Consider the following 14,848-nt stretch of genomic DNA (forward strand, 5'->3'; position numbering starts at 1 on the left):
ACTTTCATTTTGTCGACTCATACCCGCAATATTAAAAAATGCCAGGTTATCCCTTACACAACTTCTTAAATATAATGTAGCGCTATATAAGTGTAGCGATTCATTTTGCAAGTTAATTGAACGTTCTCAAGCATGGTATCAATGGCGATGACATAAGTTTGCCGCTTGTGGGCAATTATTTGTAATAAAAAGCTAAATTTTATTAAAGTACGGAAATAAAGTGCCGATACATCTAGTAACTGAAGAATAATTCAACTGCAAATTGCGGACTAGGGAAATATCATGGCTTTAACAGTAAATTCAAATCCATCATCGATAAATGCTCAAAATAAACTATCTGGTTCATCGAGCGGTTTGTCGACATCAATGCAACGTTTGGCTTCAGGCTTACGTATCAATAGTGCAAAAGATGACGCTGCTGGTCTGCAAATTTCAAATCGATTAACTTCTCAAATCAATGGCTTGAACGTTGCTGTTCGAAATGCCAACGATGGTACTTCAATGGCTCAAACCGCTGAGGGTGCATTACAAGAATCAACAACTATCCTACAACGTATGCGTGATTTGTCTGTTCAATCAGCGAATGCCACGAATACAACGGTTGATAGAAAAGCCCTAAACGAAGAAGTAACTCAGCTTAAAGCTGAATTAAACAGAATCGCAGATACAACAACATTCGGTGGCCAACAACTATTAGATGGTACGTTTGGTAACCAACAATTCCAAGTAGGTGCTGATGCAAACCAAACAATTGGTTTATCAATCAACTCAGCGCAAACGGATGATTTAGGTAGTGCACGTGCTAACTTAGATGCGGGTACATTAATGGGTGTGTCTACAGCAGGGGCTGCTGATGCCACTGCCGCTGAAGCATTACTTAATACAGCTGCTGCGGATACCATGACTATCTCTGGTGTAAATGAAGCAACGGTTCAGTTTAGTGATGACGATAGTTCTGCTGAAATGGCGGCTAAAATCAATGCTGAATTTAATACAACAGGTGTAAAAGCCGACGCTAAAACCACCGCAATGATCACAGGCTTTGTTGGTGGTGAAGTTGATGCTGCTAACGGTACAGCGGATAACGTAAGCTTTACATTAAGTAACGGAACATCTTCAGAAATTATTTCGTTTACCTCATCAGGTGATGCGAATGACGATATGCAAACGATGATCGCAAAGATCAATGAGAAAGCGTCTGTAACAGGTATCGGTGCATCATATAGCTCAGAAGCACTTGCTGGTACAGCGGGTATCGTATTAACTTCTGAAGCGGGTGATAATATAATTATCTCTGATTTAACAGATGACGATGCATCTGCGGCAGGTACAGCGACAGCATTTGATGTAACGGGTGCAGATTATGACGGTACAGCTGATGCGACAAGTAATACTATAACATCAGGTGGTGCAGCTGACTCGGTAGCAGTTCGTGGTTCAATTCAGCTTGATAGTACGTTATCTTTCTCGTCACAATCATCGTCAACTGATACTGGTCTTGGTGTAGAAACACGTTCATCAGAGATAAGTATTGATACGCTTGACTTAACCTCAGCGCAAGGGTCACAAGATGCGATTGCGGTAATAGATGGCGCGTTAGCGAAGATTGATAAAAATCGTTCAGTTTTAGGTGCGACTCAAAACCGTTTGGAATCGACAGTGAACAACTTAAGTTCAATTGTTGAGAATTCATCGGCAGCGCGTTCACGAATTCGTGATACAGACTTTACCGTTGAGACAGCTGAGTTGACTAAGAATCAAATCTTACAACAAGCTGGTACATCAATCTTAGCGCAAGCTAACCAACTACCTCAAGCAGCGTTAAGCTTACTAGGTTAATAAGCGATAAATTAATAGCCTAGTAAATACTAGGTGCTATTAATACGAAGTGAATCGTTATAAATAAAACCACTGTCATTGTTAATGACGGTGGTTTTTTAGTTTAATCAGCTGTATACAGTTCCAGACTCGAGAAGTTAACAACTCAAACTTTCATTTTGTCGACTCATACCCGCAATATTAAAAAATGCCAGGTTATCTCTCACACAATCTCATAAATTATATTTAATGCTATTAACTTGTAATATTGCTATTTGGCTAAATAAATTTAAGCACTAAAAAATGGTTAGGTCACCAATTCATAGTTACAAGGACACAAGTGAGAAACAGACAATACAGAAGTGTTAAAATTTGACGTTAAGCAGTTATTTGATCCACCAGAAATTAATTTAATTTGTCTGTGTGGATAGATACAAGTACTTGTTTATTTGACATTAAATTATTGTGCATGAGTGCAAGTGACGTAATATTGCCGCTTTTTGGCAATTATTTGTAATAAAAAGCTAAATTTTATTAAAGTGCGGAAGTAAAGTGCCGATATATCTAGTAACTGAATAATAATTCAACCGCAAACTGCGGACTAGGAGAACATCATGGCTTTAACGGTAAATTCAAATCCATCGTCTATAAATGCTCAAAATAAACTATCTGGTTCATCGAGCGGTTTGTCGACATCAATGCAACGTTTGGCTTCAGGCTTACGTATCAATAGTGCAAAAGATGACGCTGCTGGTCTGCAAATTTCAAATCGATTAACTTCTCAAATCAATGGTTTGAACGTTGCGGTTCGAAATGCCAACGATGGTACTTCAATGGCTCAAACCGCTGAGGGTGCATTACAAGAATCAACGACTATCTTACAACGTATGCGTGACTTGTCTGTTCAATCAGCGAATGCCACGAATACAACGGTTGATAGAAAAGCCCTAAATGAAGAAGTAACTCAGCTTAAAGCTGAATTAAACAGAATCGCGGATACAACGACATTCGGTGGCCAACAACTATTAGATGGTACGTTTGGTAACCAACAATTCCAAGTAGGTGCTGACGCAAACCAAACAATTGGTTTATCAATCAACTCAGCACAAACGGATGATTTAGGTAGTGCACGTGCTAACTTAGATGCGGGTTCATTACTGGGGGTTGCTGGTGTAGCAGGGGCTAATTCAGACGCAGCTGTAACTGCTTTAGATACAACAGCCGCTGATACCATGACAATCTCTGGTGTAAATGAAGCAACGGTTCAGTTTAGTATCGGTGATAGTTCTGCTGAAATGGCGGCTAAAATTAATGCAGAATTTAACACTACAGGTGTAAAAGCCGACGCTAAAACAACAGCAATGATCACAGCCTTTGTTGGTGGTGAAGTTGATGTTGCCAACGGCACAGCGGATAATGTTAGCTTTACCTTAAGTAATGGCACATCATCAGAAATCATTTCGTTTACCTCATCAGGTGATGCGAATGATGATATGCAAACGATGATCGCAAAGATCAATGAAAAAGCGTCTGTAACAGGTATCGGTGCATCATATAGCTCTGAAGCGCTTACTGGTACAGCGGGCATCGTATTAACCTCTGAAGCTGGTAATGATATTATTATTTCTGATTTAACCGACGATGCGGCATCAGGTGGTGCTACAGCAACAACATTCAATGTGACGGGTGCAGATTATGATGGTACAGCTGATGCGACAAGCATTGCAGTAACATCAGGTGGTGCAACTGACTCGGTAGCGGTTCGTGGGTCAATTCAGCTTGATAGTACCTTATCTTTCTCGTCGACGTCATCGTCAGTTGAGACAGGTATTGGTGTAGAAACACGTTCATCAGAAATTAGTATTGATACGCTTGACTTAACCTCAGCGCAAGGCTCACAAGATGCGATTGCGGTAATAGATGGCGCGTTAGCGAAGATTGACAAAAACCGTTCAGTTTTAGGTGCGACTCAAAACCGTTTGGAATCGACAGTGAACAACTTAAGTTCAATTGTTGAGAACTCATCGGCAGCGCGTTCACGAATTCGTGATACAGACTTTACGGTTGAGACAGCTGAGTTGACTAAGAATCAAATCTTACAACAAGCTGGTACATCAATTTTAGCGCAAGCTAACCAATTACCTCAAGCAGCGTTAAGCCTATTAGGTTAATAAATTAGTAAGTTAATAAGGTTAAAAACCTAGTAATTGTTGAATTTGAAGCCAGGGTCATTAGTAGTGACGCTGGCTTTTTAGTTTAAAGAGTTGAATAACGTTTATTTATTTTGTAAACAGGTGATGTGTTAAATAAATTTGAACCGTAAATAGGAACATAATAAAGATACATTCATTAGCGTTTAAATGCGTTTTTTTTAAAATCAGTAAAGTATTTAATAAAAAAATATTAGCTAACCAATTGAAAAGCGGCAATAAGTTGCCGTTATGCGGCAATAAGTGTAAAAAAAGATTAAATTTTATTAAAGGGTGGCAAATGCTTGCCGATATAGCTATTGATATAAATATAATTCAACCGCAAATTGCGGACTAGGAGAACATCATGGCTTTAACGGTAAATTCAAATCCATCGTCTATAAATGCTCAAAATAAACTATCTGGTTCATCGAGTGGTTTGTCGACATCAATGCAACGTTTGGCTTCAGGCTTACGTATCAATAGTGCAAAAGATGACGCTGCTGGTCTGCAAATTTCAAATCGATTAACTTCTCAAATCAATGGTTTGAACGTTGCGGTTCGAAATGCCAACGATGGTACTTCAATGGCTCAAACCGCTGAGGGTGCATTACAAGAATCAACAACTATCCTACAACGTATGCGTGATTTGTCTGTTCAATCAGCGAATGCCACGAATACAACGGTTGATAGAAAAGCCCTAAATGAAGAAGTAACTCAGCTTAAAGCTGAATTAAACAGAATCGCGGATACAACGACATTCGGTGGCCAACAACTATTAGATGGTACGTTTGGTAACCAACAATTCCAAGTAGGTGCTGATGCAAACCAAACAATTGGTTTATCAATCAACTCAGCGCAAACGGATGATTTAGGTAGTGCTCGTGCTAACTTAGATGCGGGTTCATTACTGGGGGTTGCTGGTGCTGGGGCAGCGAATTCAGATGCAGCTGTAACTGCTTTAGACACAGCCAATGCCGATACAATGACTATCTCTGGTGTTAATGAAGCGGTTGTGCAATTTGGTATCGGTGATAGTTCTGCTGAAATGGCGGCTAAAATCAATGCTGAATTTAACACTACAGGTGTAAAAGCCGACGCTAAAACAACAGCTATAATTTCAAACTTTGCCGGTGGTGAAGTTGATGCTGCTAACGGTACAGCGGATAATATTAGTTTTAGTTTAAGTAATGGTACATCATCAGAAATTATTTCGTTTACCTCATCAGGTGATGCGAATGATGATATGCAAACGATGATCGCAAAGATCAATGAGAAAGCGTCTGTAACAGGTATCGGTGCATCATATAGCTCATCAGCCCATGACGTAAATGGTACTGGTATTATATTAACCTCTGAAGCGGGTGATGACATTATCATTGGTGACTTAACGGATGATGATGCATCTGCTGTTGGTACAGCCGTATCATTTGATGTAACGGGTGCTGATTATGATGGAACGCAAGATGCCAGTGGTGATACTACAGTAACATCAGGTGGTGCTGACTCGGTAGCGGTTCGTGGTTCAATTCAGCTTGATAGTACGTTATCTTTCTCGTCGACATCATCGTCAACTGAGACAGGTATTGGTGTAGAAACACGTTCATCAGAAATTAGTATTGATACGCTTGACTTAACCTCAGCGCAAGGCTCACAAGATGCGATTGCGGTAATAGATGGCGCGTTAGCGAAGATTGACAAAAACCGTTCAGTTTTAGGTGCGACTCAAAACCGTTTGGAATCGACAGTGAACAACTTAAGTTCAATTGTTGAGAACTCATCGGCAGCGCGTTCACGAATTCGTGATACAGACTTTACGGTTGAGACAGCTGAGTTGACTAAGAATCAAATCTTACAACAAGCTGGTACATCAATTTTAGCGCAAGCTAACCAATTACCTCAAGCAGCGTTAAGCTTATTAGGTTAATAAGTTAGTTGATTAAGGTTAATAGATTAATAGGTTCAATAGCCTAGTAAATGCTAGGTTATATTAATCGTTGAATTTGGAACCAACATCATTTTTAATGATGTTGGTTTTAAAGTTTAGGAGGGTGGTAGAATGAGTGAATTAATTTCTCCAACAGGTTTTACTAATTTAGTCGGGGCTGAATTAGTGAGCAATAAACCTGATAAGCCTCATAATAAAGATGTACAAACAAAACAAAATTCTGAAATTCAGGTTGAACAAAAACAAGTTGAAAAATCGCTTACAGAAGCTCAAGTTGAAAAGCAGTCAGCCGCTAAAGAGTTAGACGACGCAGAAGAGCAAAAAGCAATAGAGAAAGTGGCTTCAAAGTTGCAAGAGTTTGTTAATTTAATAGATAAACAGCTAGAGTTTCGTGTTGATGATGACTCTGGTCGACATGTAGTTACTGTTTCTGATAAATTAAGCGGCGATATTATTCGTCAAATTCCATCAGAAGAAGTATTAAGATTAGCTAGAAATTTATCAGATTTAGCTGATGTAGCAAATAGTTCCGGTAAAATAATCACGACAGAAGTTTAATCGTCACGTTTAATGTTTTTAATTTGAGGTAATCATAATGGCTACGCTAACATCCACAGGCATAGGTTCAGGCTTAGATGTATCATCTATAGTTTCAAGCTTAGTTGCGTCAGAACAAGACCCATATGAAGCTCGAATTACAGAAAAAGAAGAGATCGCAACCGAGAAGATCACCTCTTTAGGTAGCCTTGTCAGTGCCGCTGCAGCATTTCAAGATGCAGCAGAAGCATTAAACTCTGAAGACTTATTTAATGCCAATGCAGTATCAAATAGTGGAAGTGATTTTTCTATATCTGTCGATGCTGATGCAGTGCCTAGTAGTTATTCAATAGAGGTACAATCTTTGGCCCAAGGGCAAAAACTTGCCTCAGACGCGTATGCTGAAGATGAAACCGTAGGTGCAGGTACTCTGACTATTTCAGTCGGTAGTGCTAATATGAATCTTATATTCGATGGTACTGAAACCTTGTCTGATATGCGAGATATGATAAATGATTCTGCTGCTAACCCAGGTTTATACGCTTCAATTATAACCGATGATGCCGGCCAACATTTAATTCTTAATTCTAAAGAAGTGGGCGTTGATAATGCAATTTCAATTACCGCAGCTGATGATGACGGAGACAATACTGATGCGGCTGGTTTATCAGCATTTGTGTTTTCGACTAGTACTATAGATGACTCTGGAGCAACTGCTCAAGTAGGTGCTTTTTCTGCTTCAACTGATTTAGTAGGTGACGGCACCTTAACATTAGATGTAGATGGGACTTCATTTAATACTGTTACAGATGGTTTAACACTAGAAGAACTGCGAGATCAAATTAATACAGATGCTGGTACTGCTGGTGTAAGTATGACTGCATCTATTGTTACAGATAGTGATGGTAAGCAACAGCTACATTTAGATGCGGGTACAGGCAGTACGTTAACGGTAACCGCAGCCGATAGTGATGGTGATAATACTGACGACTCCGGTATTTCAGTATTTTCTTTTGACCCTATTACTGATGCTGCAACAAAAGGCAGTGTGGATGCTACTGTTACGTCTAATATGTCAGAAACTCAAGCTGCGACAGATGCCGTAATAGTCATTGATGGTTCATTGACAGTAACCCAAAGTAGTAATGTTTTTACAGATGCTATTGAAGGTGTGACGATTACCGCAACAACAGTAAATGACCCAGGTGAAAGCAATACAATTGTAATTTCTCAAGATACTTCCAAAGTAGGTGCAGCTCTCGCTACTTTTGCAGCGGCTTATAATACCTTTTTAGAAACAACCCTGTCACTAGGTCGAGTTAATGTCGACTCTGGTATTGTTGGCAGTTTGGTTGGTGACTCATTATTAAGAAACTTAAGCTCTCAAGTCCGTGACGTGTTAAGTAATACAATAGATTCGACTGGTGGTGTTAATAGCCTGATCAGTTTAGGTATGACAACTGGTGATGAAGGTTTGTTAGAAGTAGATGAAACGGTAATGGCACGTGTAGTCGCCGATAACTTTGATGATGTTAGAGCTTTGTTTGTTGGTGATGACAGTATTGTGGGTCAACTAACCGAAACTCTATCTGGGTATACAGGTGGCCAAGGTGTCATTCAGTCTAAAATAGACAGTTATAAAAGCTCGTTAGATAGATTATCTCTTGATAGGGAGTCATTTTCAGAGAAAATGGTAGCCTTAGAATCTCGCTTATTAACTCAGTTTAATGCAATGGATTTATTGGTTGCGAATTTAAATTCAACGGGCGCTTATTTAACAGCTCAATTAGACAACTTACCGGGTGTAGTGAGCAGTAATAATTAATGATTACTTTAGATACATTAAAACAAGACTTTAAATCTGCGCTGGAAAGCGCAGAAGCTGAAAGAATTCAACAAGTGTTAGAATCGTTTGATAAAACCTGCCGATTGTTAATTGAGCAGGAAGACGACGTAAATAATAAAAAAATTATAATTGAAGCCTGCTTACAGCTACAGAAAAACTGGGAATTACAAATAATTCAATTAAAAGCAAAAGTAAAAGGTGAATTGGCCGATATAAGAAATAACGGCAAGAAAATTAAAAAATATCTCACTTCTTATTAAGGTAATTATTTATGCGTAGTGCAATAAAAATGTATACACACATGAATGCGCAAACTCAGTTAACTGATGCTTCGCCGCATAAAGTTATCCAACTTTTAATGGCAGGTGCCATTGATAGGCTGATTAAAGTTTCAGCCATGATGGAAAACAAAAAAGGCGGTTATCACGATACATTATCAAATGCGATTGATATTATATTAGCGTTAAACTGTGCTTTGGATATGGAAAAAGGCGGAGAGATTTCAGAAAATCTCAATTCACTTTACGATTATATGCAACTTCAATTAGTACAAGCTAACATTGAAAGAAATCATAAAAAAGTAGACGAAGTGATCAGCCTAATCAAAACGGTTAAAGACGGTTGGGATCAAATATCAGATCAATAAGTCCTTTACTATTGGTATAAGTATTGTATAAAACAGGCATAAGCCTGTTTTTTTATGGATAAAATAAAAGTGAATTCAGACAAAAAGAATACGTCAATAGAAGAGTTAGAATATGCCATTGTATCTAAAAATTATGTAGATGCTGAAGAATCCCTAACACTATTAATACGTCAGTCAGTGGAGAATAAGATTGAGCTAGTTGTAGCTCCATTTGATAGAACATTGACAAAAGAGCAGAAAGAGCTTGAAAGTTATCAAGTTATTGAAAAATTAGCCGTATTAATTACTATGTGGTTTTCTGATAAGAGTTATAAACCAAGCGACAATACATATGCTTTTATTTGTTTGCAAAAAATGTTCATTAGTAATGTGTTTGCCGCGAGTTCTTATCATTCGACTGATCATATTTTAGCTAACTTAGGTTTAATGGGAAAATCGGAATATACCTCCATCGAGTTACAAATGTTGTTGTTTGTTATAACGAATGAATCATCACTAGAGATCCCTTGGGATGTGATGTTTAAACACTTACCTGAACACTCTATTTTGGCTTACTCAGGCTTAATAAGATCTATTAATGTTCAGCTTAGTGAAAGGGCTCATAATTCGATTGCAAGACTTATTGAAGCCGCCAGTTATGCTCCAGTCGTTAAATCATCAAATGTTGCTAACTTATCACCACTCATCTCAACACTTTTCAATTGTAGTAATCTTAACGGAAAAAATAAATATTTTATAAAACAGTGGGTAGTCAAGTCTTTAAATAAATACATGGAGGACAATCTAGATAAAAAATTAAAATATAAGATAAAAAACGAAGTTAGGACTGTGCCTAATAAAGACAAAGCTAAAATGGTTCTAATCCATGAGCACTATACTGAAAATCATGCAATGTATCGTTGTTGGCATAGCTCATTTAAGGCGTTTTTACATGATTTTAATGTCACAGCTATAGGTTTAAGTTCATGTGTGGATGATGTAGGAAGAAAAGATGCACATCACTTTACAGGAATAGAAGATAAGTATGACGTGGTAGGCTTCATTGAAGCAATATTAAAGGAAAAGCCGGATATCGTTGTATTTGCTTCCATTGGTATGTCAATGTTTGCACCATTTATCGCTACTCAGCGATTAGCACCAATTCAAATAGTTTGTGGTGGCCATCCATCAAGTAGTTATATGGATACAATTGATTATATGCTTTGGGAAGACTTCGTACCAAAATCTGTAATGAAAAAAATCCTTACCGAAAAATTTTTACCTTATAAATCTAATTTTACACCGGCAAGAATGGTTCCTTATTCATTAAATATTTCACCTAAAGACGATACAGTAAAAATCATTATTAATGGTGTAGTACAAAAAATAACCACGGAGCTTGTTGGAATATGTAATCGTTTGATGGAAAAGACTGATAAAAAGTTAGAGTTTCACCTGTTTATGTCTCATCCAAAACAAGACTTAGATTACTTTTCTACAATGTCTATATTACGTAGGTTTATGCCATCTTGTATTGTCCATCCATTTACCAATTATAATGATTACATGAATGTTGTTGGTAATTGTAATTTTGCACTACCCACAATTCCTTTTGGTGGATCAAATAGTAATATAGATTTAATAAGGTTAAGAGTGCCTAAATTATTTATACAGGATGAAAGCGATTTATGTGGTTTAACCGATTACCAGATCTGGAAAAGTGTTGACGTTTTGGATGGATATTGTAGTGATGTTATTGAACTAGAAAAACGAGCTTTAGAATGGATCTTAGATCCTAATTTATTAATTCCAATTAAAGAAAAGTTAGAGTGTACAGAGGTTACTAATTTAATGTTGGATTGCGAGAAGTCGGTTGAATCTGATTTTCGAATTGCAAATGCAATTAAAAGTACATTAAATTAACTTAGGAGATGAAAATGGAAAGTGAAAATTTAGATGATTATTTAATTGCCTATCAAGGGAATAATATTTATGACTTTGATAATAATATTTTATTAAATTTCTATCCCCAAAGAGTGTTATCAATGTTAAATGGGATAAAAACAGGTTCATTATTGGAGTTAGGGTTAGGGCATGGAATAACTACAAATTTATTTACTAAAGCGTTTAAACGACATGTAGTTTTAGATGGCTCCGCAGCCATTATAAATAAGTTTGTAGATGAATATCCAGAGTTCAAAGGAGAGGTTATAGAAACTTATTTTGAAAATTTTGAAACAGACGAAAAGTTCGATGTAATAATCATGGGCTTTATTTTAGAGCACGTTGATGACCCTGTTGCTATTTTAAAAAAATATAAAAAATACTTAAAAACAGAAGGTAGACTATTTATTGCTGTACCTAATGCGGAGGTATTGAATCGTAGGATTGGTATAGAAGCCGGTTTATTAGATGATATTGAATTACTTTCACCACATGATCATATTTTAGGACACAAAAGGTATTACACGGTATCTAGTTTACAAACTGATATCAAATCAGCAGGATATGAAATTTCTACCTTAGAAGGTCTATATTTAAAGCCATTAACAACAAGTCAAATGTTACAGCTAGACTTATCAGACACTATTCTTGATGCTTTATGTAAAGTCGGAAAAAACTATCCAGAGCTTTGTTGTGGGATTTTAGCTGAAGTGCAAGGTAAGTAAGGTGGATTTAACCAAAAAAAATGTCTTAATATTTCCAGCTGGCTCAGAAATAGGAATTGAGGTTTTTAACTCCCTAAAATATACTCATCATTTTGAGTTATTTGGGGCATCAGGGAAGAGTGACCACGCTAGTTACATGTATCGAGAAAGTCACTACTTTGAATCTGATTTTTACATAGACGATGTAAAGTTTGTGGAGCGTTTTAATGAATTACTCACACGTTGGAACATCCAGTTTGTGATCCCAACACATGACTCAATTAGCTATTTTTTAGCAACAGTACGCCATAAAATTAATGCTGAAATAATAACGTCTAGTGAGCAAGCTAATAAAGTAGCTCGGTTTAAAAATATTACATATGATGTATTTAAACAGTATGACTTTTGTCCTAAAGTATTTAACTTTACTCAAGAATTAGACTATCCAGTGTATTTAAAACCCACGGATTCCCAAGGTGGAAAAGGAAACTGTTTAATCCGTAATGAGATTGAGCTATCAAGCTATACAGAACTTGCAGACACTTCTGTATTATGCGAATTTTTACCTGGGAAAGAATATAGTGTCGACTGTTTTACAGACTTCAAAGGAAATTTACTTTTTTCCGGACCTAGAACAAGAAAACGTATTCACATAGGAATATCTTTTCGCTCGGAGTCTGTACCATTAACAGAGGATATTCGTAATATAGCGAATGCAATTAACTCTGAACTTAAACCTAATGGAAGTTGGTTTTTCCAGATAAAACAAGATGTTAACGGTAAGTGGAAGTTATTAGAAGTTGCTACGAGACAAGCGAGCACTATGGCAGTTTATAGAGCTAACGGGATCAATTTTGCTCTTTTATCGTTATTTAATGCTCAAGAAATTCCAACATCAATACTTAATAATAACAATGCTGTTAGTTTAGATCGTTATCTGGGCAACCGTTTTAAACTTGCTGTGGAATACACTAAGATTTATATAGATTTAGATGAGACGTTGATTGCTGATAGCATGGTTAACCCTCAAATTATGGCCTATTTATATCAAGAAAAAAATGCAGGGAAATTCATTGTCTTGATCACTAAACATAAATACAATTTAACTCAGACATTAAATGAATTAGCAATCTCAGAAAAACTATTTGATCAAATTATTCACTTACAAGACTCAGAAAATAAAGTGGATTTCATTAAACCTGACAATGCAATTTTCATCGATAATTACTTCCTTGACCGCTTAAATGTTAGTGAAAAGTTGAAAATACCTGTTTTTGATGTTGATGCTGTTGAATGCTTAATAAAATAAGAAAAATACATGTTTAACTGGAAAAGGTTAGGGAAAGTATTTGTCCCTGATAATTATGATACACCTTTGTGGATGCAGGAATTTGCACAATCTCCTAGTGCTATTTTCTATAAGGGGGTAATTCGTATTTACTTCTGTTCGCGTCCAAAACCAAATAGTGAAAAGTCATATGTTAGTTACATTGGGTATATTGATGTAACAAAAGATGATCCTACTAAAATCATAAAAATTTCACCAAAACCATTAATTGACCTGGGTGATGTGGGTACCTTTGATGAGTTTGGGACTAATCCTGTTAGTGCTATTAAATTGAATGAAAACGAAGTTAACCTTTATTATGCAGGCTGGACTCGATGTGAATCAGTACCAATTAATGGTGCAATTGGCATCGCAACATCTACCGATGGTGGTAACTCTTTTGAGCGATTAGGTGCTGGACCTGTTATCCCTTATTCATTGCAAGAGCCTTTTATGATGGGGAGCCCTAGAGTAAAGCGATTTAATGGGGTGTGGTATTTATTTTATGTTGCAGGGAAAGTTTGGACCGAGTCTGATTCAGGAAAATTAGAGCCTATATATAAAATTAGAGCAGCAAGTTCGGATGATGGTATTAATTGGAATAAATTTAACACAGATTTAATAATTGATAAAATAGGTGAACTTGAATGTCAGGCGTGTCCAGATGTGAGTTTTTTTGATGGTAAATTCCATATGTTTTTTTCATATAGGAATCATACAGAATATAAAAATTCAAAAGGTGGTTACCGGATCGGTTATGCAAGCTCTTCTAATTTATTTAATTGGGAACGGGATGATTCTATAGCCAACTTTGATGTTTCTTCTGTTCGTGATGACTGGGATTCTGAGATGGTTAGTTATCCGAATATTCTGCAGCTTGATGATAGAGTGTTGATGTTTTATCAAGGCAATCAAATGGGGCTTCGTGGTTTTGGCGTTTGTGAGTTAGTGAGAAAAAATGAAGTGGCTTAAAAAAGGTAAAATATTTTCTCCAGTAAATAATATACCGTCACATTGTATGGGCTTTGCTCAAGGTCCTCAAGCTATAGAGCTTGATGATAGAATTCGTGTTTATTTCTCGACTCGAGAATTAGATATCCATAATAAATACTTGAGTCATGTAAGTTATGTTGATTTTGATAAAACCTTTTCTTCTGTATTAAATGTTAACAAAGAAAAGATTTTGTCTTTAGGTACTTCTGGTACATTTGATGAACATGGTATTTTTCCGTTCCACCCTTATAAAATAAACAATAAAATATATGGTTATACAACAGGTTGGAACCGAAAAATGTCAGTTTCAGCTGATGCGAGTATAGGGTTAGTTGTAAGCCAAGATAATGGAGGTAGCTTTGAAAGGTTAGGTGATGGCCCTATACTTGGGGCTAGTTTACATGAACCATTTCTAATTGGAGATCCGTTTGTGTTACAACACAAAAAAGTATTCCATATGTGGTACATATATGGAGTGAAATGGCTAACTAAACCTGATACTTTAGAAAATGAACGTGTATATAAAATTACTCACGCAACATCAGCAGATGGAGTTAATTGGAAACGAGATAGTAGCCCTATTATTGACGATAAAATGTTAGAAGATGAGTGCCAAGCGATGCCGACTATTTTCCAACATAACGGTCAATTTCATATGTATTTTTGTTACCGAAGTGCGTTTGATTTTAGACGAAATAGAGATTGTGGTTATAAGATTGGGTACGCTTATTCTTATAATTTAGTCGACTGGGTTAGAGATGATAGATTATCGGGGATAGAACTATCTATACAAGGGTGGGATTCAGAAATGATGTGTTACCCCAATATTATCACAGTAAATCACAGAGTTTATATGCTCTACAACGGAAATGAGTTTGGTAAGCATGGGTTCGGTGTTGCTGAATTAATAGGATAAA

At 36.7% G+C, this 14,848-nt stretch carries 12 protein-coding genes; all 12 read left to right on the forward strand.

Translation table 11 applies throughout. The annotated features are described in order from the left end of the window. Positions 1-282 precede the first annotated feature (282 nt). The gene (locus BTO11_RS09065; protein ID WP_105052305.1) at positions 283-1,839 is read left to right on the forward strand and encodes a flagellin N-terminal helical domain-containing protein; all 1,557 of its coding nucleotides are present in this window, start codon (positions 283-285) and stop codon (positions 1,837-1,839) included. 593 nt (positions 1,840-2,432) lie between these two features. After that, positions 2,433-3,989 (forward strand): flagellin N-terminal helical domain-containing protein, encoded by a 1,557-nt coding sequence (locus BTO11_RS09070; RefSeq protein WP_105052306.1) that lies wholly within the window; start codon positions 2,433-2,435, stop codon positions 3,987-3,989. 385 nt (positions 3,990-4,374) lie between these two features. Beyond that, complete coding sequence (locus BTO11_RS09075; RefSeq protein WP_105052307.1) at positions 4,375-5,934, forward strand: flagellin N-terminal helical domain-containing protein; 1,560 nt, start codon at positions 4,375-4,377, stop codon at positions 5,932-5,934. A gap of 132 nt (positions 5,935-6,066) precedes the next feature. Beyond that, positions 6,067-6,513 carry a flagellar protein FlaG gene (locus BTO11_RS09080; protein WP_105052308.1) on the forward strand — a complete coding sequence of 149 codons (447 nt, stop codon included), beginning with the start codon at positions 6,067-6,069 and terminating at the stop codon, positions 6,511-6,513. A gap of 37 nt (positions 6,514-6,550) precedes the next feature. Beyond that, the gene (fliD, locus tag BTO11_RS09085) at positions 6,551-8,317 is read left to right on the forward strand and encodes a flagellar filament capping protein FliD (protein WP_105052309.1); all 1,767 of its coding nucleotides are present in this window, start codon (positions 6,551-6,553) and stop codon (positions 8,315-8,317) included. Beyond that, a complete protein-coding gene (locus BTO11_RS09090) occupies positions 8,317-8,598 on the forward strand; it encodes a hypothetical protein (RefSeq protein ID WP_105052310.1) in 282 nt (93 codons plus the stop codon). The genes fliD and BTO11_RS09090 overlap by 1 nt, the downstream gene beginning before the upstream one ends. A gap of 11 nt (positions 8,599-8,609) precedes the next feature. Next, positions 8,610-8,984, forward strand: a complete 375-nt coding sequence (fliS, locus tag BTO11_RS09095) for a flagellar export chaperone FliS (protein WP_105052311.1) — start codon at positions 8,610-8,612, stop codon at positions 8,982-8,984. A gap of 54 nt (positions 8,985-9,038) precedes the next feature. Next, on the forward strand, positions 9,039-10,886 hold the full coding sequence (locus tag BTO11_RS09100; protein WP_105052312.1) for a hypothetical protein: 1,848 nt from the start codon (positions 9,039-9,041) through the stop codon (positions 10,884-10,886). A gap of 14 nt (positions 10,887-10,900) precedes the next feature. Continuing rightward, entirely contained in the window at positions 10,901-11,632 is a 732-nt protein-coding gene (locus BTO11_RS09105; protein ID WP_105052313.1) for a class I SAM-dependent methyltransferase, read from the forward strand. Position 11,633: 1 nt separating this feature from the next. After that, positions 11,634-12,920, forward strand: a complete 1,287-nt coding sequence (locus BTO11_RS09110; RefSeq protein WP_105052314.1) for an ATP-grasp domain-containing protein — start codon at positions 11,634-11,636, stop codon at positions 12,918-12,920. A 9-nt stretch (positions 12,921-12,929) separates the two neighbouring features. Beyond that, entirely contained in the window at positions 12,930-13,910 is a 981-nt protein-coding gene (locus BTO11_RS09115) for a glycoside hydrolase family protein (RefSeq protein ID WP_105052315.1), read from the forward strand. Beyond that, the gene (locus BTO11_RS09120; protein WP_105052316.1) at positions 13,897-14,847 is read left to right on the forward strand and encodes a glycoside hydrolase family protein; all 951 of its coding nucleotides are present in this window, start codon (positions 13,897-13,899) and stop codon (positions 14,845-14,847) included. Before BTO11_RS09115 ends, BTO11_RS09120 begins: the two co-directional genes overlap by 14 nt. The last annotated feature ends 1 nt before the right edge of the window (position 14,848 follow it).

The organism is Psychrosphaera saromensis (assembly GCF_002954545.1).
Lineage (GTDB): Bacteria > Pseudomonadota > Gammaproteobacteria > Enterobacterales > Alteromonadaceae > Psychrosphaera > Psychrosphaera saromensis.

Bases quoted from the DNA above. Each gene is read 5' to 3' on its own strand.
- BTO11_RS09065 (WP_105052305.1), top strand. From the start codon at position 283: ATGGCTTTAACAGTAAATTCAAATCCATCATCGATAAATGCTCAAAAT.
- BTO11_RS09070 (WP_105052306.1), top strand. From the start codon at position 2,433: ATGGCTTTAACGGTAAATTCAAATCCATCGTCTATAAATGCTCAAAAT.
- BTO11_RS09075 (WP_105052307.1), top strand. From the start codon at position 4,375: ATGGCTTTAACGGTAAATTCAAATCCATCGTCTATAAATGCTCAAAAT.
- BTO11_RS09080 (WP_105052308.1), top strand. From the start codon at position 6,067: ATGAGTGAATTAATTTCTCCAACAGGTTTTACTAATTTAGTCGGGGCT.
- fliD (WP_105052309.1), top strand. From the start codon at position 6,551: ATGGCTACGCTAACATCCACAGGCATAGGTTCAGGCTTAGATGTATCA.
- BTO11_RS09090 (WP_105052310.1), top strand. From the start codon at position 8,317: ATGATTACTTTAGATACATTAAAACAAGACTTTAAATCTGCGCTGGAA.
- fliS (WP_105052311.1), top strand. From the start codon at position 8,610: ATGCGTAGTGCAATAAAAATGTATACACACATGAATGCGCAAACTCAG.
- BTO11_RS09100 (WP_105052312.1), top strand. From the start codon at position 9,039: ATGGATAAAATAAAAGTGAATTCAGACAAAAAGAATACGTCAATAGAA.
- BTO11_RS09105 (WP_105052313.1), top strand. From the start codon at position 10,901: ATGGAAAGTGAAAATTTAGATGATTATTTAATTGCCTATCAAGGGAAT.
- BTO11_RS09115 (WP_105052315.1), top strand. From the start codon at position 12,930: ATGTTTAACTGGAAAAGGTTAGGGAAAGTATTTGTCCCTGATAATTAT.
- BTO11_RS09120 (WP_105052316.1), top strand. From the start codon at position 13,897: ATGAAGTGGCTTAAAAAAGGTAAAATATTTTCTCCAGTAAATAATATA.